The organism is Henriciella mobilis (genome assembly GCF_003576285.1).
GTDB lineage: Bacteria > Pseudomonadota > Alphaproteobacteria > Caulobacterales > Hyphomonadaceae > Henriciella > Henriciella mobilis.
On sequence record NZ_QWFX01000016.1, the window covers coordinates 637,815 to 663,644 of the forward strand.

Sequence of the window (25,830 nt, forward strand, 5' to 3'; positions counted from 1 at the left end):
TAAGTCCGCTCACTTATGGCACCAATAATGCCAAAAAGTCCCGGGAGGACACGCATGAGAGGACTTCGCCGCCTTTGGGCCGGCATGCTCGGCGCCATGGCCCTGATCGCGCCAGAAGCGACGGCGCAGGTGTCGACCGACAAGCCGAACTTCGTCATCCTGCTGATCGACGACGCGGCCTTCATGGACCTCGGCGTCTATGGCGGAGAGGCAGCTACGCCCAATATCGATGCGCTTGCCCGGCAGGGCGTGATGTTCACCCGCTACTACACCTCACCTCTCTGCGCGCCCTCGCGGGCGATGCTGCTGACAGGGATCGATAATCACCGCACCGGCGTTGCGACCATCCCCGAAGTCCTCCCGAAGGAGCATGTCGGCAAGCCCGGCTATACCATGCGCCTGGAACCAGGCGTCGAGACGATCGCGACCCGCCTGAAACCGCTGGGCTACCGCACGCTTCTGACCGGCAAGTGGCATCTTGGCAGCGATGAAGGCGCCCTGCCCTCGGCGCATGGCTTCGACAGGTCCTTCGCGCTCGATGCGTCCGGCGCAGACAACTGGGAAGACAAGTCGTACATGCCGTACTACCGGGAAGCGCCCTGGTATGAGGATGGCGAACCGGCCAGCCTGCCGGATGATTTCTATTCCTCGCGCTTCATCGTCGATCAGATGATCGACTATCTTGGCGAAACAGACAGCGCGCAGCCGTTCCTGGCCTATCTCGGTTTCCAGGCCATCCATATCCCGGTTCAGGCGCCTGCGGAGATCACGGCGAAGTATCGCGAGACCTACACCGACGGCTGGCAGGCTTTGCGCGAACGCCGCTGGCAGCGGGCCAAGGAGATCGGCCTCATCCCCGCCAATGCCCCGCTGGAACCCCTTCGACCCGGGATGCGGGCCTGGGAGTCGCTCAGCGAAGACGAGCGGGCCCTCTATGCTGCCCGCATGGCCGTCAACGCCGCCATGCTCGAAGCGATGGACCTTCATATCGGCCGCCTTGTCGACCACCTGAAGGAACAGGGGCTCTACGAGAATACGGTGTTCGTTATCACGTCGGACAACGGGCCCGAGCCGTCGCGCGGTGACAATGACTGGCGTCTGAAGCTCTGGATGCGATTCAATGGCTACCATCTCGGCCTCGACGGGATTGGCGAGAAGGGCAGCTGGGGCTTCATCGGCCCGGAATGGGCCATGGCGGCGTCCTCTCCAGGCGACCTGTTCAAGTTTCACAGCTCCGAAGGCGGTATCCATGTTCCGATGATCATGGCGGGCCCAGGCATCGAGCGGGGCATTCGCGAGGACGCTGTCGCGCAGGTCACCGACATCGCGCCGACCCTGCTCGAAATGGCAGGAGCCAGCGGTCAGACTGCCGGCGTACCGATCACAGGACGAAGCCTCGTCCCGCTGCTGTCAGGCGCCGCTGATGCCATCTACGGGCCCGACGAGCCGATCGCCATGGAAGTCTCCGGCAACTCCGCCCTTATCCTCGGCGACTACAAGATTACCCGAAACCAGAAGCCATGGGGCGATGCGCGCTGGCGGCTCTACAACATCAAGACCGACCCGGGCGAAACCACCGATCTTGCCGCCGCGGCCCCGGACATCATGCAGGCCCTGCTCACCGCCTACGACACATATGCCGCCGATATGGGCGTCCTGCCCGTCCCTGATGGGTATGACAGCCAAAAGGTGCTGACCCGCAACACGCAGATGCGCCAGCTGAAATCCTACTGGTGGATTGGCGTGATCGGGCTAGGCCTCATCCTTGTTGCTGTCTGGGGCGTCTGGCGCCTTGGCAGCACCTTGTTGAAATCGGGAGGACACTGAATTGGACAGGCTGAAACTGCTCGGAGCGCCGGGCTCGCCCTATACGCGCAAGATGCTGGCGTTGCTGCGCTACCGGCATATTCCCTATGAGATGATCTGGGGCGGTCACCAGAATCCGCCCGCTGGCCTGCCGCAGCCCAAGGTGAAGCTGCTGCCGACATTCTACTTCCCGACTGACGGCGGCGCGCTCGAAGCCGTCGTCGACTCAACACCCATTATCCGCCGGCTGGAGGCGGACTATTCGGGACGCTCTGTCATTCCTGCAGACCCTGCCCTCGCCTTCATTGATGCCCTGATCGAGGACTATGCTGATGAGTGGCTGACCAAGGCGATGTTTCATTATCGCTGGGCGCGCGAAGTCGACTGCCGCAATGCGGGCCCGCTTCTGGTCTACTGGTCGATGCCCACCATCGATGCCGACCAGGCGAAGCAGGCCGCCGACCAGTTCACGAAACGCCAGGTCGACCGGCTCTATGTCGTTGGATCGAATGAGACGACCGCAGAAACCATCGAGGCGAGCTACAAACGCCTCCTGTCCATTCTCGACAGCCTTATCGCGCAGCAAGGCTATGTCATGGGCGCCCGGCCCGGCGCATCGGACTTCGCCATCTACGGCCAGCTGACCCAGCTTGCCGTGATCGAGCCGACATCAGCCGGTGTTACCAGCGAGACTTCGCAGCGCGTAAGGGCATGGATCGACAGGATGGAAGACCTGTCCGGCCTCGACCCCCAGGATGGCGACTGGATCGCCGCTGATAAAGCTGGGGCGCGGCTGAAGCCACTCCTGGACGAGATTGGCCGGGTCTATGTCCCCTTTCTCATCGCCAATGCCAGGGCCGCCATGGCCGGGTCCAGCGAGGTTTCGGGCGAAGTCGATGGCCGTCCGTGGACACAACCGGTCTTCCCTTATCAGGCCAAGTGCCTCGAGAATCTGCGCACGGCGCATGCCAGTCTTGACGATGCCGCACGAAAGACCGTCGATGAAACCTTGTCCGGGACTGGCTGCGAAGCATTGTTCACGACCAGCATGAAAGCCTGACCCTATGCTGAAAAAGCTCGTTCTGGGAATCCTCGTCGTCGCTATTGCCGGTGCGGCGCTCGCCTGGCTCAACCGAAAGTCGCTGATCCTGTTCATCGCCTCGAATACGGGCAAAGTCGAGGTGGCGTCCAATCGTGTGATCAACTGGCAACAAGGCCCGAAAACCGCAGACATGCCGGCCTTCAAGCGCCCGCCCAACATCGTCTTTATCCTCGCCGATGACCTTGGCTACAATGACATTTCGACCTTCGGCGGCGGCGTTGCGGGCGGCGCTGTGAAAACACCGAACATCGACCGGCTGGCTCGTCAGGGGGCGATCTTCACCAACGCCTATTCCGGGACTGCGAGCTGTGCCCCCTCGCGCGCCATGCTTATGACCGGTCGCTATCCCACGCGGACCGGCTTCGAGTTCACGCCCACGCCGGACAATATGGGCCGTATTCTCTCACTGATTTCACAGGACCACCCGAGCGGTCTGCCGCCTGTCGAATGGAACCAGGACGCGGCTGAGGCCTCGCCGCCGTTTTCAGAGCAGGGCCTGCCGGGTTCCGAGGTCACCATGGCCGAGGTGCTGAAGGACGCCGGCTACCACACGGCGCATATCGGCAAGTGGCATCTTGGGCGTGGCAACGAATTCGGCCCCAATGCGCAGGGCTTCGACGAAAGCCTGCTGATGGCGAGCGGGCTTTACCTGCCGGAAAACGATCCGGACGTCGTCAACGCCAAGATCGACTTCGATCCAGTCGACAAGTTCCTTTGGGCGCGAATGCAATACGCGGCGAGTTTCAATGGTGGAGACTGGTTCGAGCCGGGCGGCTATCTGACGGATTACTGGACAGACGAGGCGCAAAAGGTCATTCGCGCCAATCGCAACCAGCCATTCTTCCTCTACCTCGCCCATTGGGGTGTTCACACGCCGCTGCAGGCAACCCGGGAGGATTATGACGCCGTCGGCGATCTCGAACCGCACCGCCTTCGCGTTTACGCGGCCATGATCCGCGCACTCGACCGCAGCGTCGGTGACATCCTCGACACGCTGGAAGAAGAGGGTCTTGCGGAGAATACGATCGTTATTTTCTCCAGCGACAATGGTGGGCCGGGCTATATCGGCCTGCCTGAAATTAATGACCCTTACCGTGGCTGGAAGCTGACCCTGTTTGAAGGCGGCATCCGCGTGCCGCTGTTCATCCGCTGGCCAGCCAGGATTCCCGCCGGCCAGGAAGTAGCCTCCCCGGCCGGGCACATCGATCTTTTGCCGACGCTCGCGTCGGCCTGCGGAGCAGCCCAGCCGGACGGAGTTGAAATCGACGGGCGGAACCTGCTGCCGCTCGCAACCGGTGAGGCAAGCGCGCTGGGCGACGATACCATCTTCTGGCAGAGCGCCTACAATCAAGTGGTTCGCAAGGGAGACTGGAAGCTGCAGGTCAGCCAGCGGCCGGACAAGGTCTGGCTGTACAATCTCGCGGACGATCCGACGGAACAGGTCAATCTTGCCGAGGAAGAGCCCGAGCTTGTGGTCCTGATGTCGGCCATGCTGGAGCAGCATCAGAAGGGCGCGCGCGAACCGCTTTATCCATACACTGTTGAAGGGCCGGTCGCCGTGGACAAGACATTGGCCGATACGATCGAACCCGGAGACGAAGTCATCTACTGGCCGAACTGATCAGCCCCGCTCAATATCCGCGAGCAGCGCATCGACCGTCCGCAGAAGCATCGCTTCAGCCTCCTGCGGATCGAGGCCCTGATCCTGACGAATCCGCCGCCAGGTCTGAAATCCTGTTACCATTTCAAGTGCCGCTGACAGGCCTTTGTCGGCCAGGACCTCATCCGGCAGGATGCCGTGAAGGCCGCTGCGTTCCATTCTCAGGAAGCGCTGATAATCATGCATCAGCCAGTCGGACTGGTAGCGGCGGAGGTTTGCCGCGACCTTGAAAGGCATGATGCGCTCGTAGATCCCGGCCCGGCGAGAGACGAGTTCGTGCAGGCGCGCACGCCAGTCCGCCGATGACCAAGGCTTCATGACGATGGGGAGTATTTCGGCCTCAAGTCGGGCTGTCAGCTCACGATAGAGCGAATCCATGTCCTCGAAATGTCGGAAGACCGTTCGAAGACCGACGGCAGCTTCCTCGGCAACGCTGGCGGCGCTCGGATCCAGGTTTCCGTCCAGGATCAGGCGGAACAAGGCGTCCACGATCTGCAGCTTGCTGCGTTCGCTGCGGGCGCGACGTCCATCCGACTCCGGAGATTCGGCAGGAACGACGCGGAGGGGTGGCTTTTCGCTCATACCGTCAGTTTGCGCCCTGCCTCTCTGCGGTCAATTGAGCAGCTGCCGTAGCGACTGCGTTTGCTTGTTGGCTGGCAGGCTGACCATCATGCCGTCTTCACCAACGACCACGTCGCCCGAAAAACGGTCTGGCGCCTCGCCCAGGAAGGCGGGGTAGAGGAACCGGCTTGGCAAGGGCGGGACGATATGGGTCAATACCAGCATGCCGGCCCCGGCACTTTCGGCGACCTCAGCGGCTTCAGCCGGTGAAGCGTGATAGTCCAGGATGTCCGAGAAGATCTTGGATAAACTACTGTTTCCATTGTTTTTTGCCGCATCCGCCATGAGCAGGACCATGTCCCGGTTCAGCGCCTCATGCACCAGAAGGTCAGTGTCGCGCGCCATCAGGATTACGGTATCGTCCTTGATCGTATCGCCGCTGATCGTCACTGACCGGCCTGCATAATCCACCCTGTATCCGAGCGCCGGCTCGACCGGCTCATGGTTGACCAGGAACGCGGTTATGGTGACGCCGCCTGCCTCATAGACCACTTTCTGGCGGCGGCCCTCTTCGAACTCAATCTCTTCCGCAGCCAGGCCAAAGCCTTGAGGATTCGCGACTTTTTCTCCGTGGTGGGCGACCCGATACTGGCTGTCGATCTGATAGGCGGAAACAAAACTCCCGCTGACCTGCTGCGTGCCCACCGGGCCATAAATCGGGAGTGGGGTAGACCTGCTGCCGACGATCCAGGCTTGCAGCATCATCTCGCCGAGGCCGTCGATGTGATCTGAGTGGAGATGGGTCAGGAAGGCCGCCTTGGTCTGGCCCATGGGGAAACCCATCCGCGCCAGTTTCCGCATGCTTCCTGAGCCGGTATCGAAGATAAAGGCAGACTGTCCCGCAAGAATCCCCAGGCACGGACCGGCCCGCGACGGGTCGGGCAGGGGCGAGCCGGTTCCGCAGAGGTAGACATGCAGGCCGTTTTCCAGCGCCGCGCTCGCATCCGTCCCGACAATTTCCTTCGCCTGGCGCTCAAAAAGCGTCATGCCAATATCGGCCTGGAGCAGCCGAAGTGCGCCCCAACCTGCAATAATCACAACAGCGACAATGCCGCCCCCCCAAAGCCACTTGCGCATTATCCGGTTCCTTCCAGGAGGCGTTTTGCCCACGCACTATCCCTCATGTCCGGGGGGATTGTACACTCAATGTTGAGCTGGCCCTCCAGTCCGGCGGTCCGGTGGATGGATATCGCCTGCCAGGCCTCAGACATCGACATCGCAATCATCGCCTTGCGGTCTGGATATTGCGCAATCGCGACCTCGTCCCAGAGGGATTCCACCTTGCCGATGGCGAGGAAATTCACGTCCATGGCGAGGATGGCCCGCCCGCCGAACTGTTCGAGCACCCCGGCGACGGCGCGGCCATAGATTTCATAGGCCTCGCGCCCCGTCATGGACGTTTCGCGGCCATCCTCATACTCTGCTTTTTCCTTGAATTTCAATAGATTGAGCATGTAGATCGGCCCATCCGGACCCGCCTGCATCAATGCTTCGACCTGTTTGGGGTCGGTTGGCAGCAGTTCATTGACGACTTGCATTCCGTTATCCTTTTTTCCGCGCTGCGGCCGGGTCTTGCGAGAGTCTGATTTCCGTATGATTCCAGTACAATTCCGGTACAATTCCAGTCTGATTTCAGGCCAGGCCCCGTTCGCTCTGCAGAGCCTCCTCGATCAGCCAGAGCCGGTCCTGCCCCCAGGCCGAAACATCCCCCACCCGGAAGCTTGGCACACCCCAGATTCCAAGGCCCATCATTTCCGCGCGGTTGGCCTCGGCAATCGGTTTCCAGTCCTCGTTCCCGATGAGCGGTTTCGCCGTCTTCCAGTCGAGGCCCGCGCGTTCGACGATCGTCTTCAGCCCGCTATCGGACCCGGCGTCGATGCCTTCGGCCCAGACCCCGTTCAGGAAGCTCTCGGCATAGGCGAACCCCTTGCCCTCTTCCATCGCCCAGGGGAGCAGGGAATAGCCGCGCTCGACCGGCTCGCCGACCGGGTCGGCAACCTTGCCGAACGGAATGCCGAGCCGCTGCGCCTCGCGGGCGGTATCCTTGAGGATGTAGATGCCCTTGGTGCGGGGCACCTGCATGCCGCGCATCACCATGGGCAGGACGTAGCGCAGCTTCAGCTCGGCGCCATAGGCGTCCGCGAGCGCCTTGACCCGGCTGGCGGCGATGCAGGTGTAGGGACTGCGGAAGGAGAGATAATAGTGAAGCTCCGGCGCCTGTCCCGGCGCGGCGGGCGGATTGGCCAGCAGTGGTGGCGGCGCGAAGATGGGCGTATCCGGCGCCCCCGGCTTTCGCAGCCCGGCCGCCGCAAGCCGGGCTTCGAGATAGTGCAGCCGGTCGATGCCCCAGAACCATTCGCCGTCGAGATGGAAGGTGCCGGCCAGATAGTGGCCGAGTTCGTCGCGTTTCGCATCGCCTTCCTGCTTGACCGCGCCCGCATCGCCGCCGGCTTCCGGGATCTGGCCTTCGCCGGTCCAGAGCCATACCCCGATGCCGGCAGCGTCCTGGAAAAAAGTCCCCGCACTGATGGCTTTTGCCAGCGCCGCCTCGGCAATCTGCGTCCGTCCGGATGGGGGCTGCTCGCCCGGATCCTTGAAGCCCAGCCCTGCCCTGGCCGCCAGCCTTTCGGCGTCGAGCCTGGAATAGCTGACCAGCTTCTGACGGTCCGGCGCGGCCCAGTCTGGCGGCGGGGAAACGAGATGCGGCACAAGCTCGATGTCGTAGCGGGCCACGAGCTGCGGCAGGACTTGCGCGACCAAGTGTGAATACGGGTCGGATGCATCGTGAAAATAGTCGACCATACACGCCTCCCCGCGTTTCTGCCGCCTGCGATCAGCCTTCTGTCGCCGTGCTGTCAGGCGCTCCGGACTGGTCAGGCGGCGGGTGACCCTCGATGCAATGAACGTCTTCAGTGACATGCAGCGAAAAGCCCCCTCTATAGGCTGGCAGATTAGCTATTGGCACACATTGTGTCAATTTAAACCACGCGACCTCAACCCGGCATGGCCCGCTCGATAATCGCATCCTGATCGACGCTGCTGTCAACGTCACCATAGAGGAAGCCGCGCCGCCCGCTGGAAAGGCGCTGGGCACAGAACCCATGGAAGACGAAATCCGGCGCGGTCTGCTTCAGCGCAGCGGCCTGCAGGGCGAGCGCCATGGCCTGCGCAAAGGCGCGCGCCGAGCCCTCGTGCAGGGCGCCCGACTCGGTGAAATCAGCCAGGCTGGCGCAATGACGGTCATAAATATCATTAACACCCAGCGCGGTTTCCAGCTCGGCCTCGACCGCCTTCAGGCTTTCCGGCTCACGCGAGAGGGCGCGCAGGATATCGAGCGCGATGACATTGCCGGAGCCTTCCCAGATCGCGTTCAGGGGTGACTGGCGGAAGAGGCGCGGCATCGGCCCTTCTTCGACGAAGCCTGCCCCGCCATGACATTCCAGCGCCTCATACACGAAACCCGGCTGGCGCTTGCAGACCCAGTATTTCGCAATCGGCGTGGCAAGCCGCATGAAGGCGGCCTCGTCCGGATCGGTCCTTGCCCGGTCGAGGCTCGCCCCGATCCGCAGCGCAACCGCCGTGGCCGCCTCGCTCTCAAGGGCGAGGTCCGCCAGCACCGCGCGCATGGCCGGCTGGTCGATCAGGGCTTTCTGGAAGGCCCGGCGCTGCGAGGTGTGCCAGAGCGCCTGGGCGAGCGCAGCCCGCATCCCGCCCGCCGAGCCCAGGGTGCAGTCGTAGCGGGTATGCTGGACCATATCGATGATGGTGCGCACGCCCCGGCCTTCTTCGCCCAGCCGTTCGGCCCAGGCGCCATGATATTCGATCTCCGAGGAGGCGTTGGACTTGTCGCCCATCTTGTCCTTCAGGCGCATGATGTGGATCGCATTGCGTGTCCCGTCCGGGCGCCAGCGCGGAACAAGGAAGCAGGTCATCCCGCCCTCGGCATAGGCCAGCGTCAGGAAGGCGTCCGACATCGGCGCCGAGCAGAACCATTTGTGCCCGGTCAGGATGTAGCCGCCATCGCCGGACGGTTCGGCCCGCGTGGTGTTGGCGCGGACATCCGAGCCGCCCTGCTTCTCCGTCATCGCCATGCCGATGGTGACGCCGGTTTTCTTGTCAGCCGGGATGAAACGCGGATCGTAGGATTGCGCCGTCACGCGCGGCGACCAGGTGCTGGCAATCTGCTCATCGGCCCCGAGTGCGGCGACGCAGGCATAGGTCATCGACATCGGGCAGGTCACGCCCGCATCGGCCTGCATCATCATGATCATCATGGCCCCGTGCAGGACGTGCCCGGCCTCGCCCACCTGCCATGGCGCGCCGGAAATGCCGTGATCGAGGCCAAGCGCCATCAGCTGGTGATAGGCCGGGTGGAACTCGACCTCATCCAGCCTGTGGCCATAGCGGTCGAAGGATTTGAGCCTTGGCGGGTTCTCGTTCGCCTGGCGGCCCCACTGGATCGCCTCGGCGCTGCCGCAGGCCTTGCCGAATTCGCCGAGCCGTCCGGCATGGACATCGCCGCCAAAGGCCGACACCGCACTGCGCAGGGCCCGGTCTCCGCCGAAGAGATTGGTATCCTCGAGCGGCTGCGGCTGGTTGGTGACGGTATGGGTTTCCAGCTCCGCGATCGGGGCGTGGTGGGTCATGGCGTGTCCTCCTGTCAGCCGGCTGTCCGGTCTTCTGCCGAGTGTAGGACAGGCGAGCGCGCGCAGGAATGGTGCGTGCTGCGCCGCGCGGAAATTTTGCCGCCCGGCTGGTCTCATGCTCCTGCGAGGACTATCATCCCCGGCAGAGACACCGCCGAACGGCTCGCGAGAAAGCCTTGTCCGGTGTCACGAGCCAGCCAGAGAGGACAACGCAGATGGCGGAACTCAAGATCAATGGAAAATCGGTTCAGGTGGATGCGGACAATGATACCCCGCTCCTCTGGGTCATCCGGGACGAGGCCAATCTCACCGGTACCAAGTTCGGGTGCGGGATCGGCCAGTGCGGGGCGTGTACCGTCCATATCAATGGCGAGGCGCGGCGATCCTGTATCACCCCGCTCGAAGCGGCCATCGGCGCCGAGATCACCACGATTGAAGGGCTCGACCCGGCCGCCGACCATCCGGTCCAGAAAGCCTGGCGCGAGCTGCAGGTGCCGCAATGCGGTTACTGCCAGTCCGGCCAGATCATGACCGCTGCGGCGGCGCTCAATCAGGACCCGAACGTCAATGATGGCGACATCGATGCGATCATGACCGGCAATCTCTGCCGCTGCATGACCTACAATCGCATCCGCAAGGCCGTGCGCAAAGCCGCCGACGAAATGAAGGGGGCCTGATCATGACCCGTCTGAAGGATCCAAGAGCACCGAAATCACCAGCCATGTCGCGCCGGGGCTTCCTCGTCTCGACCGTCGGGACGACCGTCGCATTCAGCTTCCTGGCCGCCTGCTCGCCCGGCAGCGGAGAGGCTGAAAGTGATGGTGAGGCGACCTCCGCGCCGGACGTCACCTATGAGCCGATCAAATGGTTCACCATCGACAGCGCCGGCATCGTCACCATCAACATTATCCGCGCCGAGATGGGCCAGCACGTCGGCACCGCGCTCGCGCGCATCCTCGCCGATGAGCTGGAGGCCGACTGGGCGGATGTGCGCATCAACCATGTCGACTCCGACCCGAAATGGGGCCTGATGGTCACCGGCGGCAGCTGGTCGGTCTGGCAGACCTTCCCGCTCTACTCGCAGGCCGGGGCCGCTGGCCGCCAGGCGCTGATCGAAGCGGGCGCCGCGAAGATGGGCGTTGCACCGGGCGACTGTACCGCCCGCGCCGGCGAGGTCATCTGCGGCGACCAGAAAGTCAGCTATGGCGACCTCGTCGCGGGCGGCATCGAGAAGACCTTCACCGAAGAGGAGATCGGCTCGATCGCCATCAAGCCGGCCAGCGAACGCCGCCTGATCGGTGAACCCGTCCAGGCGCGCGACATCGCCGGCAAGGTCGACGGCACCGCGATGTTCGGCATCGACGCCAAGGTGGACGGGATGGTCTATGCCCGCCCCGTCATGCCGCCAACGCGCCACGGCTCGAAGGTGAATTCCGTCGACGACAGCGCGGCAACCGAGATCAAGGGCTACCGCCAGGCGATCGCGATCGACGATCCGTCGGGCACGACGTCGGGCTGGGTGCTGGCCATCGCCGACACCTACCCTGCCGCGATCAAGGCCGCCGACGCCATCAAGGTCGACTGGACGCCGGGGCCCGGCGCCGATGTGTCGGAAGAGGACATCCTCGACCGCGCCCGCACGCTGATCAGCGATGACAGCGCCGGCTCGATCCTCGACACGGGCGACGTGGAAACCGCCGCCGCCTTTGAGGCCGCCGCCCAGACCGTCGACCAGACCTATACCTGCAACACGGTGCTGCACATGCAGCTGGAGCCGGTCAACGCGCTCGCCGTGATGAATGGCGACACGATGGAGATCCATACCGGCAATCAGTGGCAAAGCCTCGTCCTGCCCTGGCTGTCGCAGGCGCTCGACATGCCGGAAGAGAAGATCGTGCTGAAGACCTACCGTCTCGGCGGCGGCTTCGGACGCCGGCTGAACGGCGACTATGCCGTTCCGGCGGCCATCGCGGCCAAGCAGCTCGGCAAGCCGGTGAAGATGGTGCTGACGCGCGAGGATGACTCCCTGCTCGACAGCCCCCGCTCACCGGCCGTCCAGCGCGTGCGCCTCGCCGCCGATGGCGAGGGCAAGGTCACCGGCATGGAGCAGCATGTCGCTGCCGGCTGGCCGACCAAGGCGATGGCGCCCTTCTTCATGCCGAATGGCGTGAACGGCGCGCCCTTCGACCCGTTCGCGATCAACGGCGCCAATCACTGGTACGCGGTCGGCCCGCACAGGGTGCGCGCCATCGAGAACACGCTCGCCAACGAGACCTTCCGGCCTGGCTGGCTGCGGTCGGTCGGACCGGGCTTCACCAACTGGGCGCTGGAAAGCTTCATGGACGAAGCCGCCCACGCGCTCGGCAAGGACCCGGTCGAATTCCGCCTGTCCCTGCTGACCGGCGAGGGCCGCAATGCGGGCAGCGCGCCGAATTCTGTCGGCGGCGCAAGACGCCAGCATGAAGTGGTCCGCCGCGCCGCCGAGAAAGCCGGCTGGGGCAGCGAGCTGCCCGCCGATACCGGCCTCGGCATCGCGACCAGCTTCGGCCAGGAACGCGACATGCCGACCTGGGTTGCCTGTGTCGCACGGGTGAAGGTCGACCGGGAGAGCGGTCAGGTGACGGCTGAAAAGCTGACGCTGGTCGCCGACGCCGGAACGGTGGTCGATCCGGATGGCGCCATGGCACAGATGGAAGGCGCCTCGCTCTGGGGCCTGTCCATGGCCCTGCATGAAGGCACCGCCTTCGAGAAGGGCCGGGTCAAGGACGTCAACCTCAACACCTATTCGCCGCTGCGCTTCGGGCAGGCGCCGGAGCTGGATATCAGCTTCGTCGACAGCACCGAAGTGCCGGTCGGGCTGGGCGAGCCGGCGACCACCGTTGTAGCGCCAGCCATCGCGAATGCGATCTATGATGCCGTGGGCGTGCGCCTGCGCCACATCCCGATCCGGGCAGACGCCGTGAAGGCCGCGCTCGGCTAGTCTCCAGGTAGGGGGCCGGCCGGGGACGCCCCGGCCGGCCGCGCCGCCGGACGCGCGAAAATATTTTTTACGATGACGCTGGTCTCTGCCGGAACCGCGATCTAGGATATTGGCAACAGTCCAGGCCAAGCCGTCCCGAGAAGGTCAGGGCAACACCTTTGTTGCACTTAAACCGCTTCCTTCCGATCCGTCTTGGCGCCCGCCAGACCGAGAAGGAGTACGGCCATGGCAGAACTCAAGGTAAACGGAAAAAAAGTCACCGTGGATGCGGACGAAACGACGCCGCTCCTCTGGGTGTTGAGGGAAGACCTCGGCCTGACGGGGACGAAATATGGCTGCGGCATCGCCCAGTGCGGCACGTGCACAGTCCATATCGACGGCCAGCCGGTTCGCTCCTGCACCTATCCGGTCGGTGCCCTGTCCGGCGAGGAAGAGATCACCACGATTGAGGGCCTCTCGGAAGATGGCTCCCACCCGGTCCAGCAGGCCTGGGTCGAAATGGACATCCCCCAGTGCGGCTACTGCCAGCCGGGCATGATCATGGCGGTCGCCGGCCTGCTCAACAACACGCCGGACCCGACCGACGAGGATATCGACCAGCAGGTCACCAATATCTGCCGCTGCGGGACGCTCGCGCGGGTGCGCAAGGGCATCCATCTCGCCAAGACGAAAAAAGCCTAGGGGGGCAGGAACATGGCTGACACGATCAATCTTTCCCGCCGAGGCTTCATTATCGGCACCGGCGCGACCGGCCTGACCATCGGCATCCTGGCGGCCTGTTCGCCGGGCGCCGGCGAAGACGGCGAGACGGCCGCAAATGCAGAGCCCAATCCGGAAGTGAATGCCTGGGTGCTGATCAATAATGACGATACGGTCGTCATCCGCATCGCCCGGTCTGAAATGGGCCAGGGCACGCTGACCGGCCTCGCCCAGCTCGTCGCCGAGGAACTCGAATGCGACTGGGACAAGGTCACGACCGAATATCCGACACCCGGCGAGAACCTCGCCCGCGACCGCGTCTGGCGCGACTTCTCCACCGGCGGCTCACGCGGCATCCGCGGCAGCCACGACTATGTCCGCGAAGGCGGCGCTGCAGCCCGCATGATGCTTATCCAGGCCGCCGCCAATCGCTGGGACGTGCCGGTCAGTGAGTGTGCCGTCGAGAAGGGCGTGATCACGCATGGCCCGTCGGGCAATTCCTACACCTATGGCGAGCTCGCCGCCGAGGCAGCGGAGCTCGACGTGCCGACTGATATCACGTTGAAGGACCCGTCGGAGTGGAAGATCATCGGCCAGCCGGTGAAGCGCCTCGACACAGCAGACAAGGTCACCGGCAAGCAGGTCTATGGCGCCGACATCAAGCTGGACGGCATGCTGAACGCAGCGATCAAGGCGTCGCCAAAGCGTGGCGGCACGGTTGCGTCCTTTGACGCCAGCGCTGCTGAATCCATGCCGGGCGTGAAGAAGGTCCTGCAGGTCGGTGACAATGCGGTCGCCGTCGTTGCCGACAAATGGTGGCAGGCCAAGAAAGCGCTCGATGCGGTCCAGATCGAATGGCAGGCAGGCGAGGGGTCCGACTTTTCCTCCGCCGCCTTCGAAGCTGATCTCGACGCCGGCCTGACAGCCGATGAAGCTTTCGTCGGCAACCAGGCAGGCGATGTCGACGGCGCTTTTGCGGGCGCCGCGCAGGTGATCGAGGCGACCTATAACGCCCCGCACCAGAACCATGCCTGCATGGAGCCGATGAACGCCACCGCCGTCTGGACCGAGGAGAAATGCGAAGTCTGGTGTGGCACGCAGAATGGCGAAGCGGCCCTGGCCGCAGCAGCCGAGGCGTCTGGCCTGCCCATCGAGCAGTGCGATGTCTACAAGCAGCTGCTTGGCGGCGGTTTCGGCCGGCGCGGCGCGAGCGACTTCGTTACCCAGGCGGTGACCATCGCCAAGGAAATGCCGGGCACACCGATCAAGCTGCTCTGGACCCGCGAAGAGGACATGGAGCAGGGCTTCTTCCACCCGACGACCAAGGCCCGTTGCCAGGGCGCCCTCGATGCCGATGGCAACCTCACCGGGTTGAAAATCCGCCTTTCCGGCCAGTCCATCTTCGCCGGCCTGATGCCGCAGGCGCTCCAGGACGGCATGGACTTCCTCGCCTTCCAGGGCCTGCTGCCCTCGGGTGTCGATCCGCGTGTCGAAGACCAGACGCTGAAATACACCTTCCCGGCCTTCCTCGCCGAGCATGCGATGCGCAACCCGCCCGTGCGGCCGGGCTTCTGGCGGGGGGTGAATGCCAACCAGAACGCCATCTACCTTGAATGCTTCATGGACGAACTGGCGCACGCCGCCGGGCGCGACCCGCTGGAATTCCGCCTCGCCCATACCCAGGACAGCCCGGAACTGGCAGCCGTCCTGCAGGCGGTCGCCGACAAGTCCGGCTGGGGCAATGATGACGGGCTTTCGCGCGGCCTGTGCGCCTTCTATTCCTTCGGGGCCTACACCGCCGCCTGCGCGGAGGTGACAGTCAGCGATGAAGGCGAGCTCAGGATCCACCGTATCGTGGCTGCCACGGACCCCGGCTATGCCGTCAATCCGCAGCAGATCGATGCGCAGGTGGCCGGCTCCTTCGTCTATGGCCTGTCGGCCGCGCTCTATGGCGAGATCACCTTCGAGAATGGCGAGACGGTGCAGAAGAATTTCGACACCTATCCGTCGATGAAACTTGCGGCGATGCCGGAAGTCGAGACGATCGTGATGCCGTCCGGCGGCTTCTGGGGCGGGGTTGGCGAGCCGACCATCGCCGTGGCCGCCCCGGCGGTCCTCAACGCGATCTATGCGGCGACGGGCAAGCGTATCCGCCAGCTGCCGCTGAAGGACCAGCCGCTGAGGGACGCTTGACCAGACAGGCCGGACGATGGCTTGCCGCAGCGCTCCTGTCTGCTGTGGCGGGCCTGTCCGCCTGCGCGCCTGATGCCGCTGCGCCATCAGGGGAGACCAGCGCCGACGCGCTGGCCGTGCCCGGGCGCACGGCGCAGCTCGCGCTTGCCTGTTCGGGCTGTCACGGCCCGTCCGGCGGGGCCATCGTCGCGCTGGATGGCTATTCGAAAGCCGAGCTGTCGACGGCGCTCACGCTCTACAAATCCGATGAGGATGGCACGACGGTGATGAACCGGCTGATGCGCGGCTACAGCGCCGAGGATATTGAGGCGATCAGCGCTTACCTTGCTGAGGAAGGGCCGCGATGACCGGGATTGCGCTCGACCGCCGCACCGTGCTGACGGGGCTTGGCGCCGCCGCGGCCATGACTGGGCTGTCGCCTGCCGCGCTCGGCCAGACCAAGGCAAACCTTGTCGTCATCGGCGGCGGCTTTGGCGGGGCGACGGCGGCGAAGTTCCTGAAACTGTTCCTGCCGTCATCCTCGGTCACGCTGATCGAGCCGAACGAGACCTATTATGCCTGCCCGTTCAGCAACCTCGTCATCGGCGGCGGGCGGGCGATGTCGGCGCAGGCCTTCACGCTGGATGGGCTGAAGGCCTATGGCGTCGATATCATCCGGGCGAGGGCCGAGACTGTCGACGGCGCGGCGCGGACCGTGACCCTGTCGGATGACAGTACGCTGCCCTGGGACCGGCTGGTGATGTCGCCCGGCATCGATATGCGCTGGGGCGCGCTGGATGGCTATGACGAAGCGGCCACCGAGGCCATGCCGCATGCCTGGAAGGCCGGGGCGCAGACCACGCTGCTGCGCCGTCAGCTGGAAGCGATGGAGGATGGCGGCCTTGTCGTGATGTCGGCGCCGGCCGCCCCCTTCCGCTGCCCGCCCGGCCCCTATGAGCGCGCCAGCCTGATCGCGAATTACCTCAAGACACACAAGCCGAACTCGAAACTGCTGGTGCTCGATGCCAAGGACAGCTTCTCCAAGCAGCCGCTGTTCGAACAGGCCTGGGCCGAGCGCTATCCGGACCACCTCGAATGGCGCGGCGCGAGCGATTTCGGCCGGGTGGTCCGCGTCGATCCTGAGGCGATGACGGTGTTCACCGAGTTCGATGAGATCCAGGCGAATGTGGCCAACATCATCCCGCCGCAGAAGGCTGGCGCCATCGCAGACGCGGCAGGCGTCGCCGACCAGACCGGCTGGTGCCCGATTGACGGGCTTGCCTTCGAGTCGACGCTGGTGCACGGCATCCACGTCCTCGGCGATGCGACGATTGCCGCGCCGATGCCGAAGTCGGCCTTCTCGGCAAACCTGCAGGCCAAGGTCTGCGCGGCGCAGATTGCGCGCCTCATGGCCGGGCGCGAGCCGCAGGCCTCGGTGCTGGCCAATACCTGCTACTCCTACATTGCCGACGATGCGGCCGTCTCGATCACCGGTGTCTACACCAATGATGGCGGCGCGCTGACCAGCGTCGACGGCGCCGGCGGCCTCAGCCCGATGGATGGCGGACCTGCCGTGCGCGAAGCCGAGGCCGCGCAGGCGGCTGCCTGGTTCCGCACGATTACCGCCGAGGCGTTTGGATGAGAGCCGTCTCATGGGCGATGGCCGCCGGACTGCTGCTCGCCGCCGCCTGCGGCAATGAGGGCAGCCAGCGCCTGGCCGAACCGGTCACCATCGAAGGCGACGCCATCCTGACCCCGCTCGGCGGCGAGACCGGAGACGCATCGCGCGGCAAGGCCGTCTTCACGGACCGTGAGCAGGGCCACTGCGTCCTCTGCCATGCCGTGGCAGGACTTGAGGCCGAATTCCAGGGCAATGTCGGCCCGCCGCTGACAGGGCTCGGCGACCGGCTTTCACCTGGCCAGATCCGGCTGCGCATTGCCGACGCGCAAAGGATTTGGCCGCAGACGGTAATGCCCTCATATTACCGGACAGGCGGCCTCAACCAGGTGGGCGAGGCCTATCGCGGCGAGCCAGCCCTGAGCGCCCGCCAGATCGAGGACCTTGTCGCCTGGCTATCGACGCTGAAGACGCAGGACGGTGAAGAATGAAGAACGACCGGACAGATGAATTCACACTCAGCCGCCGGCTGGTGCTCACGGGCCTCGGCGCCGGCATGCTGTCGAGCGCCCTGCCCTTCGCAGCGCTCGGCGAGCCGGAAGACGCCGATGCGGCCATTCGCGACATCTTCGGCGATGGCGCGCTGAAGGAGGGCAAGGTGACGGTGAAGCTGCCGCCGATTGCCGAGAACGGCAATTCGGTCGCGATTACCGTCTCTGTCGACAGCCCGATGACCGAGGACAACCATGTCCGCCGCATGGCCATCATCTCGCCGCGCAACCCGATTGCGGAGATTGCCGTCTTCGAACTCGGCCCGCGCGCCGGCAAGGCAGAGGTTTCCACCCGCATCCGCATGGCCGGGACGCAGCGCATCCGCGCCGTCGCCGAGATGAGCGATGGCAGCCTCTGGGTCGGCTCGGCCAGCACAGTCGTCACCCTCGCCGCCTGCGTGATCGGATAGGAGACGCTGACATGACCATCCGAATTTCTGCCCCCGACACCGCTAGCAAGGGCGAGGTGATCGAACTCAAGGCCATGATCCAGCACAAGATGGAGACCGGCTACCGGCGTGATTCCCGCGGCGATGTGGTCGCGCGCGACATCATCACCCGTTTCGAATGCCGCTATAATGGCGAGCTGGTCTTCGCCTCGGATTTCCATCCAGGCGTCGCCGCCAATCCCTTTCTGAGCTTCCATACCCGCGCCACCGAGTCCGGTACGCTGGACTTCACCTGGACCGACCAGGACGGGCAGAGCTGGTCTGAGACGCATGAACTGACCGTGGAATGATCCGGGCCGGCCTCATTGCCTGCCTGGTGTTTGCCGCCTGCTCGGCCCCGCCGGAGGAGAACGGGGCACCGGTGCGTGAGCCGCTGCCGGACGACATAAAGCGCTCCGGCACCGCTTTCCTCCAGCCCGACACGCGCGCCCTGCAGGCCGACGATTTCGCCAATCCCGGATTCCTCTGGATCGACCGGGGCGAAGCGCTGTTCCGGGCAGGCGTCGATGGGTCAAAAGCCTGCGCCGCCTGCCATGGCGAGGATGGCGCGGACCTCGCTGGTGCGGCCGCTCACTATCCGCTGGTCGACGCGGCTTCAGGCGAGTTGCTCAATATCGAGGGCCGGATCAACCAGTGCCGCGAGCAGCACCAGTCCCTCCCGCCGCTGGAGTATGAGAGTGACAACCTGCTGGCGCTGACCGCCTATGTCGCGCACCTCTCGCGCGGCGAACCGGTTTCCGTCGACGTGACCGGCCCTGCCGCCCAATATTACGAGATGGGCCGCGAATATTTCTTCACCCGGCGCGGCCAGCTGAACCTCGCCTGCAGCCAGTGCCACAATGAGCATTGGGGCGAGAAGCTGCGCGGCGACACGATCAGCCAGGGCCATGGCAATGCCTTCCCCGCCTACCGGCTGGAATGGCAGACGCTCGGCTCCCTGCACCGGCGCCTCAATGATTGCGATGAAGGCGTGCGCGCCGAGCCGATGCCGCTTGGCTCTGAGACCTATAAGGCCGTCGAACTCTACCTCGCCAAGCGGGCCGAGGGCCTGCCCATCGAAACACCGGGGGTGCGGCGATGACCGAGCGCGAAGCCGCCAGTCTCAGCATCCGGATCAACCTCGCCAATGGCGGGCGGTTCGGGCCGGGCAAGGCCGCGCTCTTGCGCGCCATTGCGTCTGGCGGATCGATCCGGGCAGCGGCGAACACCCTCGCCATGTCCTATCCAAGGGCCCTGAAACTGATCGAGGAGATGAATGCCGATTTCCGCGAGCCGCTGGTCGCATCGAGCGTTGGCGGTTCGGACCGGGGCGGCTCTGTCCTCTCGGCGACGGGCGAAGCCGTGCTCGCGGCCTATGACAGGGCTTGCCGGGAGGCTGAAGCAGCCGCCTCGGACACGCTGCATGAGATAACTTCCTACCAGGATCTGGATTCGCCCTAGCCTCGTTCTAAATCACCGTTTACAACGGAAGGCGATGAGCCCGGTGCAGACCTATCTTGAGCATCCCCAGGACGTCCTGGCCCAATGGCTGGACTGGAAGGCCGCAGGTGGCGCGGCCCTTGTCGTGATCACGGCGACCGAAGGCGGGGCCGTCCGCGAGACCGGCGCGCTGATGGCGGTCGCCCGGGATGGACAGGCGGCCGGCTATATTTCCGGCGGCTGTATCGATGCCGATGTCATCCTGCAGGCCCAGGCCGCGCTGAAATCCGGCGAGACAAAGCAGCTGCGCTATGGCGCGGGCTCGCCCTTTGTCGACCTGCCGCTGCCATGCGGCGGGGCCATCGAGGTCGCCATCATTCCGGACGCCGACCCGGCCGCGCTGAAGACCGCCCATGACCGGCTGGCCGCGCGCCAGCCCGCCCGGCTTGCCATACAAGGTACCGGCATCAAGACCCGCTATGTCCCGAAACTCCGCGTCCGGATTGCCGGGCGCGGCGCCGATCCGCTGGCGCTTGCCCGCCTTGCCCGAGCCAGCGGGCTCGAAACCGTCCTGCAGCTGCGCGATGGCGAGGATGTCGAGGCTGCAATGGCCGAGGGCTTCACAAAGGTTAGCGCGCTGGACACGCCGGGCGACCTGCCCGCCATGAGCGACGACCCGTGGACGGCCTTTATCCTAATGTTCCATGACGGTGACTGGGAAGGTCCGCTGCTGCGCCAGGCGCTGGATGGCACAGCCTTCTATGTCGGCGCTGTCGGCTCCCGGCGCACCCATGCGCGCCGCTGCGAAGCCCTGCGGGAGGCTGGCGTCGCCGAATCCGAGATTGCCCGCATACACGGCCCCGTCGGGCTGATCCCGTCGATGCGCGATGCCTCCATGCTGGCGGTCTCGACGCTGGGCGAGATCGTCGCGGCCTATCACCAGACGGCCAAGGCACCGTTTGCCCGCACCGGCCTTGTCCTGCTGGCCGCTGGCGGGTCGACGCGATTTGAAGACGGGGACAAGCTGCTCGCGGCCTATAAGGGCCAGCCAGTCATTGCCCATGCCGCCGGGCTGCTCAGCGATGAGAAAGCGGCCGCGCGCATCGCCGTCATCCGCAGCGACGATGCCCGGCGTGCCTCGCTGCTCGGCGCAGGCTGGACGATCATCGCCAACCCGGATGCCGACACCGGCCAGGCCAGTTCGCTTGTCGCCGGGCTCGCCGCGCTGAAGGCTGAAGACAAGGCCGAGCAGGCGCTGATCCTGCTCGCCGACATGCCGGATATTCCCGCCGCCCATTTGCGCCGGCTGCAGGCGGTGCTGGACGCTGGCGCAAGCGCCGTGATGACCGAAAGCGGCGGCAAGCTGATGCCGCCGGCCCTGTTCCGGCGCGAGACCTTCGACCGGCTGATGGCGGTCGAGGGCGACCGCGGCGCCAAAGGCGTTTTCGAGACGCTGGAGAACACAGCCAGCGTGCCGCTCGATCCGGCCCTCGCCTTCGATATCGACACCACCCATGATCTCAAGTCTGCCGAGGAGGCCCTTCATGGCTGATGGCCAGAGCCCACTCGCCCCGCCCCCGCTCACCGACGCGTTCGGGCGGACAGTCTCCTATCTTCGCCTGTCGGTGACGGACCGCTGCGACCTGCGCTGCACCTATTGCATGGCCGAGCACATGACCTTCCTGCCGAAGAAGGACCTGTTGAGCCTCGAAGAGCTGGAGACAGTGGCCGCCGCCTTCATCCGGCGGGGCGTGCGCAAGATCCGCATCACGGGCGGCGAACCGCTTGTGCGCAAGGATATCGGTGAGCTGTTCGACCGGCTCGGCCGCTATATGGGTGCCGGGCTGGACGAGCTGACGCTGACCACGAATGCGACGCTGCTGGCCGCCCATGCCGAGCGGCTTTACAAGGCTGGCGTGCGCCGAGTGAACGTCTCGCTCGACACCCTGGATCCGGCCATGTTCCGCGAGATCACGCGGCTGGGTGACCTGCAGAAGTCGCTCGATGGCATCGAGGCGGCAAAGCAGGCCGGCCTCAAGGTTAAGATCAACACGGTCGCGCTGAAGCACCAGAATGCCGGGGAAATCCCGTCCATGGTCGAATGGGCGCACGGGCAGGGCTTCGACATGACGCTGATCGAGGTGATGCCGCTGGGCCTGACCGGCGAGGATCGCGTCGACCAGTATGTCCCGCTCTTCGAGATCCGCGACCAGCTGGAGCAGCGCTGGACGCTGACGGATGAGGCCGCCAACGATGCGCAGGCCGGGCCGTCGCGCTATGTCCGGATCGCAGAGACGGGCGGGCGCCTCGGCTTCATCACGCCGCTGACCAATAATTTCTGCGCCGGCTGCAACCGGGTCCGCGTGACCTGTACGGGCCGTATCTATATGTGCCTCGGCCAGGACGACCATGTCGACCTGCGCGCCGCCCTGCGCGACAGCATGGTGCCGGAATTTGCGCTGGATGAAGCGCTCGACAAGGCGTTGCTGCGCAAGCCCGAGCGCCACGAATTCGCCATCCGCAAGCGCGGCGAAGCTCCGGCCCTGCCGCGCCACATGTCGACGACGGGAGGCTGAGACCATGGCCCAGCTGCTCTATTTCGGGCGTCTGATGGATACGCTCGGCCGGCCGGAAGAAACGCTCACCCTGCCGGCCTCCGTTCGGGACACCTCGGCCCTGCGCGAATGGCTCGACAGGGATCGCGGCCTCGATGGCGCCTTGCTGGAAAAGACCATCCGCCTCGCGGTGAACAGCGAGATCGTGGCCGACCCGCACCCCGTCAGCGATGGCGACGAGATCGCCTTCATGCCCCCGGTGGGAGGCGGCTGATCATGCTGCGGATCAGCAACGAGCCGTTTGACGCCGGGCGCGAGCTGTCCGCCTTTGAGGCCGAGGCGACAGGCGCCGGCGGCATTGTCAGCTTCACCGGCCTTGTGCGCGATCACGCCTCCAGCGGCGCGGTGCGCGCGCTCACCCTGCAGGCCTATTCCCCGATGACCGAACGCGGCATCGAGACAGCCATGGCCGAGGCGCGCGAACGCTGGCCGCTCATGGCCCTCAAGGTCATCCACCGGACCGGCGAGATGGCCCCCGGCGAGGCGATTGTCTTCGTGGCGGCCGCCTCCATACACCGGCGCGCCGCGTTCGAGGCCGCCGATTTCCTGATGGACTATCTCAAGACCGAAGCCGTCTTCTGGAAAAAGGAAGCCACGGCGACCGGCGAACACTGGATCGAGCCCCGCTCGCAGGATTATCAAGACCGCGCCCGCTGGGCCAAGGTTTGAGGAGACACACCCCACATGCATGGCATCAATGAAAGCCTTCCCTTTCACCCGGTCCGTATCGCGGTCCTGGTGATGAGCGACACGCGCACGCTGGAGACCGACACCTCCGGCAAGGTGCTGGCCGACCGTATCGAGGCGGCGGGCCATATCCTCGCCGACCGCAAGCTGGTGCGCGACGACAAGGCCGCCATCCGAGCGCAGGTCTCGGCCTGGATCGCCAATCCGGAGGTCGATGTCGTGATCACGTCCGGCGGCACGGGCCTGACCGGTTTCGATGTGACGCCAGAAGCGATCACCCCGCTTTTCGACAAGGTGATTGACGGCTTCTCAGTGATCTTCCACCAGGTCAGCTATCAGAGTGTCGGGCTGTCCACGCTGCAGTCGCGCGCGATTGCCGGCGTGGCGAGCGGCACGTTCATCTTCTGCCTGCCCGGCTCGAACGGGGCGGTGAAAGATGGTTGGGACAAGGTCATATCGTTGCAGCTCGACAGCCGCCACAAGCCCTGCAACCTGGTCGAGATCATGCCCCGCCTGATGGAGCATATGGAGCACGATCATTGAGCGGTGAGCTGACGCATATCGGCCCGGACGGCCGCGCGCGCATGGTCGATGTTTCGGCCAAGGCCACCACGGCGCGCGAAGCCGTCGCGCAAGGCACCGTCCGCATGGCGCCGGAGACGCTGAAACTCGCCCTGTCGCGCGATACCAAAAAGGGCGACCCGCTGGGCGTGGCTGAACTTGCCGGCATCATGGGCGCGAAGAAGACCGCCGACCTCATCCCGCTTTGCCATCCGCTGCCACTGACCGGCGTGAAGGTGGAGATTGCCCCGCACGAGACCGAAACAGCGCTGACCGTGACCGCGCGGGTCAAGACGGCCGGCCAGACCGGCGTCGAGATGGAAGCGCTGACGGCCGTCTCCACCGCCTGCCTGACGCTGTACGACATGCTGAAAGCGGTCGACAAGGCGATGGTGATCGGCGGCATCGAACTAATCGAGAAGACCGGCGGAAAGTCCGGCGACTACCGGAAAAACTCATGAGCGATCTGATATCTGTCGATGAAGCCCACAGGCGGCTGGGCGAGCATGCCCTGTTGCCGCAGACCGAAACCATCAGCGTCGCGGACGCACAAGGGCGCGTGCTCGCCGAGGCGATCACGGCGCGCGTGTCGCGCCCGCCCGCTGCCGTCTCTGCGATGGACGGCTATGCCGTGCGCCTTGACGATGTCCGGGAGGCTGGCGCCCGATTGGCCGTGATTGGCGAGGCGCCCGCCGGTGCGCCGTTCGAGCGGCCTGTCGGGACAGGCCAGGCCGTGCGCATCTTCACCGGCGGCGAAATGCCGGCCGGGACCAATCATATCGTCATCCAGGAAGACACAGACCGCGACGGCGATACGGTCATCTGCCGGGACGCCTATGACCATTCGGAATTCGTGCGGCCCGCCGGGCTGGACTTTGCCGCAGGCGACACGCTGCTCACCCCCGGAACCCGGCTCTGCGCGGGTGAACTCGCCCTCGCGGCAGCGGCCAATCACGCCACGCTGCCCGTCCAAAGGAAGCTGCGTGTCGGCATACTTGCCAATGGCAACGAGCTGAAACCGCCGGGCAGCGATCTTGCCCCGGGCGAGATCGTCAATTCCAATCCGGCTGGCCTTGCGGCCCTCATCCGCGACTGGGGCGGTGAGCCGGTCGATCTCGGGATTGCCGCCGACACGATCGATGCGATCCGGTCGGCCATTGCCGGCGCGCCGGACATTGACATCTTCCTGCCGGTTGGCGGGGCGTCGGTCGGCGATCATGACCTGATGCGTCCGGCCTTTGCCGCAGAAGGCTTTGAGCCGGTTTTCGAGAAAGTGGCCGTGCGCCCAGGAAAACCGACCTGGTTTTCAAGGACAGCCAGCAAGCGTGTGCTGGGGCTGCCCGGTAATCCGGCCTCGGCGCTCGTCTGTGCCCACCTCTTCCTGCAGCCACTTCTGACGGGCGCGCCGCTCCCCCTCGTGAAGGCCCGGCTGGCCGCCCCCCTGCCGGCGAACGGTCCGCGTGAGCAATATATGCGCGCGGCCATCAGCCTGACCGATGGCGGCGTTGTCATGGCCCATGCCGCGGCCAATCAGGACAGCTCGCTGATCACGCCCTTCATCCGTTCGGCCGGCCTCATAAGAAGACTGCCCGGCGCTCCTGGAATGGAGACCGGGCAGGTCGTGGACTGTATTCTGATACGCGCGCCGCGATGGACCGATCAGGACGGCTCGTAACCGGTCTGCGACATCACATAGGCGATGACTGCGTGGCGGTCGTCCTCGCGGCGAACACCGGCAAAGCTCATATTGTTGCCCGGCAGGAAGCTGCGCGGATTTTCCAGCCATTGCTCAAGCTGTTCCGGCGTCCACTCAAAATCGGCTTCCTGCAGCGCGCTGGAATAGGAGAAGCCTTCGCCCTCACCCACCTTGCGGGAGAACAGGCCGTACAGGTTCGGGCCGAGCACGGCCGCGCCGCCTTCTTCCAGCGTGTGACAGGACTGGCACTGCAGGAAGACCCGGCGGCCGCGATCATAATCGGCTGACGCATAGGGTTCAGGGAAACCGGCAAATTGCGATGCCGGCTCGGGCGCGGCGTCTGCCGTCTCATCCGGGGCCGCTGCCTCGGTCGTATCGGCCTCGTCCGCACCGGAGGTGTCCGCTGCCGGTGTCTCGCTCTCAGCAGGCGGCGTCGGCGCGGCTTCCGCCGGCTCGTCGCTGGCCCCGCCACACGCCGTCGCCAGGACAAGCCCGAAGGCGACAGCAGCCGCATGTCCGCGTTTGATCGTCATATCCAGTCTCCTGAA

At 65.1% G+C, this 25,830-nt stretch carries 27 protein-coding genes; 21 read left to right on the forward strand and 6 right to left on the reverse strand.

Annotated features, from left to right (window positions below; translation table 11 throughout):
* Positions 1-54: 54 nt before the first annotated feature.
* The 3 genes from D1223_RS18510 to D1223_RS18520 are packed head-to-tail and all read left to right on the forward strand — an operon-like array spanning position 55 to position 4,529.
* Entirely contained in the window at positions 55-1,827 is a 1,773-nt protein-coding gene (locus tag D1223_RS18510; RefSeq protein ID WP_199288233.1) for an arylsulfatase, read from the forward strand.
* Position 1,828: 1 nt separating this feature from the next.
* On the forward strand, positions 1,829-2,866 hold the full coding sequence (locus tag D1223_RS18515; RefSeq protein ID WP_233353231.1) for a glutathione S-transferase: 1,038 nt from the start codon (positions 1,829-1,831) through the stop codon (positions 2,864-2,866).
* A 4-nt stretch (positions 2,867-2,870) separates the two neighbouring features.
* The gene (locus tag D1223_RS18520; protein ID WP_199288234.1) at positions 2,871-4,529 is read left to right on the forward strand and encodes a sulfatase; all 1,659 of its coding nucleotides are present in this window, start codon (positions 2,871-2,873) and stop codon (positions 4,527-4,529) included.
* Here the strand turns inward: D1223_RS18520 and D1223_RS18525 are convergent, their stop codons facing one another.
* The 5 genes from D1223_RS18525 to D1223_RS18545 form a co-directional block, all read right to left on the reverse strand.
* On the reverse strand, positions 4,530-5,150 hold the full coding sequence (locus tag D1223_RS18525) for a TetR/AcrR family transcriptional regulator (protein WP_119377817.1): 621 nt from the start codon (positions 5,148-5,150) through the stop codon (positions 4,530-4,532).
* Between the two features lie 30 nt (positions 5,151-5,180).
* Positions 5,181-6,266: an MBL fold metallo-hydrolase gene (locus tag D1223_RS18530; protein ID WP_119377818.1), complete on the reverse strand. Its 1,086-nt coding sequence runs from the start codon at positions 6,264-6,266 to the stop codon at positions 5,181-5,183.
* The gene (locus D1223_RS18535; RefSeq protein ID WP_119377819.1) at positions 6,266-6,727 is read right to left on the reverse strand and encodes a DUF1330 domain-containing protein; all 462 of its coding nucleotides are present in this window, start codon (positions 6,725-6,727) and stop codon (positions 6,266-6,268) included. The genes D1223_RS18530 and D1223_RS18535 overlap by 1 nt, the downstream gene beginning before the upstream one ends.
* Positions 6,728-6,821: 94 nt before the next feature.
* Entirely contained in the window at positions 6,822-7,991 is a 1,170-nt protein-coding gene (locus D1223_RS18540) for a DsbA family protein (RefSeq protein WP_119377820.1), read from the reverse strand.
* Positions 7,992-8,182: 191 nt separating this feature from the next.
* The gene (locus D1223_RS18545; protein WP_119377821.1) at positions 8,183-9,835 is read right to left on the reverse strand and encodes an acyl-CoA dehydrogenase family protein; all 1,653 of its coding nucleotides are present in this window, start codon (positions 9,833-9,835) and stop codon (positions 8,183-8,185) included.
* 215 nt (positions 9,836-10,050) lie between these two features.
* Here D1223_RS18545 and D1223_RS18550 point away from each other — a divergent pair, with 215 nt between their 5' ends.
* The 18 genes from D1223_RS18550 (at position 10,051) to D1223_RS18635 (ending at position 25,261) form a co-directional block, all read left to right on the forward strand.
* The gene (locus D1223_RS18550) at positions 10,051-10,512 is read left to right on the forward strand and encodes a (2Fe-2S)-binding protein (RefSeq protein WP_119377822.1); all 462 of its coding nucleotides are present in this window, start codon (positions 10,051-10,053) and stop codon (positions 10,510-10,512) included.
* 2 nt (positions 10,513-10,514) lie between these two features.
* A complete protein-coding gene (locus D1223_RS18555; protein ID WP_119377823.1) occupies positions 10,515-12,815 on the forward strand; it encodes a xanthine dehydrogenase family protein molybdopterin-binding subunit in 2,301 nt (766 codons plus the stop codon).
* Positions 12,816-13,040: 225 nt separating this feature from the next.
* Positions 13,041-13,496, forward strand: coding sequence for a (2Fe-2S)-binding protein (locus tag D1223_RS18560; protein ID WP_119377824.1), 456 nt, complete (start codon positions 13,041-13,043; stop codon positions 13,494-13,496).
* A 12-nt stretch (positions 13,497-13,508) separates the two neighbouring features.
* The gene (locus D1223_RS18565; RefSeq protein WP_119377825.1) at positions 13,509-15,707 is read left to right on the forward strand and encodes a xanthine dehydrogenase family protein molybdopterin-binding subunit; all 2,199 of its coding nucleotides are present in this window, start codon (positions 13,509-13,511) and stop codon (positions 15,705-15,707) included.
* Positions 15,704-16,054: a c-type cytochrome gene (locus tag D1223_RS18570; RefSeq protein WP_119377826.1), complete on the forward strand. Its 351-nt coding sequence runs from the start codon at positions 15,704-15,706 to the stop codon at positions 16,052-16,054. Before D1223_RS18565 ends, D1223_RS18570 begins: the two co-directional genes overlap by 4 nt.
* Positions 16,051-17,328, forward strand: coding sequence for an NAD(P)/FAD-dependent oxidoreductase (locus D1223_RS18575; protein WP_119377827.1), 1,278 nt, complete (start codon positions 16,051-16,053; stop codon positions 17,326-17,328). The genes D1223_RS18570 and D1223_RS18575 overlap by 4 nt, the downstream gene beginning before the upstream one ends.
* Positions 17,325-17,795, forward strand: a complete 471-nt coding sequence (gene soxX, locus D1223_RS18580) for a sulfur oxidation c-type cytochrome SoxX (protein ID WP_119377828.1) — start codon at positions 17,325-17,327, stop codon at positions 17,793-17,795. The genes D1223_RS18575 and soxX overlap by 4 nt, the downstream gene beginning before the upstream one ends.
* Positions 17,792-18,265, forward strand: coding sequence for a SoxY-related AACIE arm protein (locus tag D1223_RS18585; RefSeq protein WP_119377829.1), 474 nt, complete (start codon positions 17,792-17,794; stop codon positions 18,263-18,265). The genes soxX and D1223_RS18585 overlap by 4 nt, the downstream gene beginning before the upstream one ends.
* 11 nt (positions 18,266-18,276) lie before the next feature.
* Positions 18,277-18,594: a thiosulfate oxidation carrier complex protein SoxZ gene (gene soxZ, locus D1223_RS18590; protein ID WP_119377830.1), complete on the forward strand. Its 318-nt coding sequence runs from the start codon at positions 18,277-18,279 to the stop codon at positions 18,592-18,594.
* Positions 18,591-19,385 carry a sulfur oxidation c-type cytochrome SoxA gene (soxA, locus tag D1223_RS18595; protein WP_119377831.1) on the forward strand — a complete coding sequence of 265 codons (795 nt, stop codon included), beginning with the start codon at positions 18,591-18,593 and terminating at the stop codon, positions 19,383-19,385. Before soxZ ends, soxA begins: the two co-directional genes overlap by 4 nt.
* The gene (locus D1223_RS18600; protein ID WP_119377832.1) at positions 19,382-19,744 is read left to right on the forward strand and encodes a winged helix-turn-helix domain-containing protein; all 363 of its coding nucleotides are present in this window, start codon (positions 19,382-19,384) and stop codon (positions 19,742-19,744) included. Before soxA ends, D1223_RS18600 begins: the two co-directional genes overlap by 4 nt.
* A gap of 34 nt (positions 19,745-19,778) precedes the next feature.
* Entirely contained in the window at positions 19,779-21,275 is a 1,497-nt protein-coding gene (locus tag D1223_RS18605) for an NTP transferase domain-containing protein (RefSeq protein ID WP_119377833.1), read from the forward strand.
* Entirely contained in the window at positions 21,268-22,299 is a 1,032-nt protein-coding gene (gene moaA / locus D1223_RS18610; protein ID WP_119377834.1) for a GTP 3',8-cyclase MoaA, read from the forward strand. The genes D1223_RS18605 and moaA overlap by 8 nt, the downstream gene beginning before the upstream one ends.
* Before the next feature lie 4 nt (positions 22,300-22,303).
* On the forward strand, positions 22,304-22,552 hold the full coding sequence (gene moaD, locus D1223_RS18615) for a molybdopterin converting factor subunit 1 (RefSeq protein ID WP_119377835.1): 249 nt from the start codon (positions 22,304-22,306) through the stop codon (positions 22,550-22,552).
* A gap of 2 nt (positions 22,553-22,554) precedes the next feature.
* Positions 22,555-23,007 (forward strand): molybdenum cofactor biosynthesis protein MoaE, encoded by a 453-nt coding sequence (locus D1223_RS18620; protein WP_119377836.1) that lies wholly within the window; start codon positions 22,555-22,557, stop codon positions 23,005-23,007.
* Positions 23,008-23,022: 15 nt separating this feature from the next.
* Positions 23,023-23,568 (forward strand): molybdenum cofactor biosynthesis protein B, encoded by a 546-nt coding sequence (moaB, locus tag D1223_RS18625; RefSeq protein WP_119377837.1) that lies wholly within the window; start codon positions 23,023-23,025, stop codon positions 23,566-23,568.
* The gene (gene moaC, locus D1223_RS18630; RefSeq protein ID WP_267896330.1) at positions 23,565-24,047 is read left to right on the forward strand and encodes a cyclic pyranopterin monophosphate synthase MoaC; all 483 of its coding nucleotides are present in this window, start codon (positions 23,565-23,567) and stop codon (positions 24,045-24,047) included. The genes moaB and moaC overlap by 4 nt, the downstream gene beginning before the upstream one ends.
* Positions 24,044-25,261: a molybdopterin molybdotransferase MoeA gene (locus D1223_RS18635; protein ID WP_119377838.1), complete on the forward strand. Its 1,218-nt coding sequence runs from the start codon at positions 24,044-24,046 to the stop codon at positions 25,259-25,261. Before moaC ends, D1223_RS18635 begins: the two co-directional genes overlap by 4 nt.
* Here D1223_RS18635 and D1223_RS18640 read toward each other — a convergent pair.
* Positions 25,246-25,815, reverse strand: a complete 570-nt coding sequence (locus tag D1223_RS18640; protein ID WP_119377839.1) for a c-type cytochrome — start codon at positions 25,813-25,815, stop codon at positions 25,246-25,248. The two genes, D1223_RS18635 and D1223_RS18640, sit on opposite strands and share 16 nt — an antisense overlap.
* Positions 25,816-25,830: the final 15 nt, after the last annotated feature.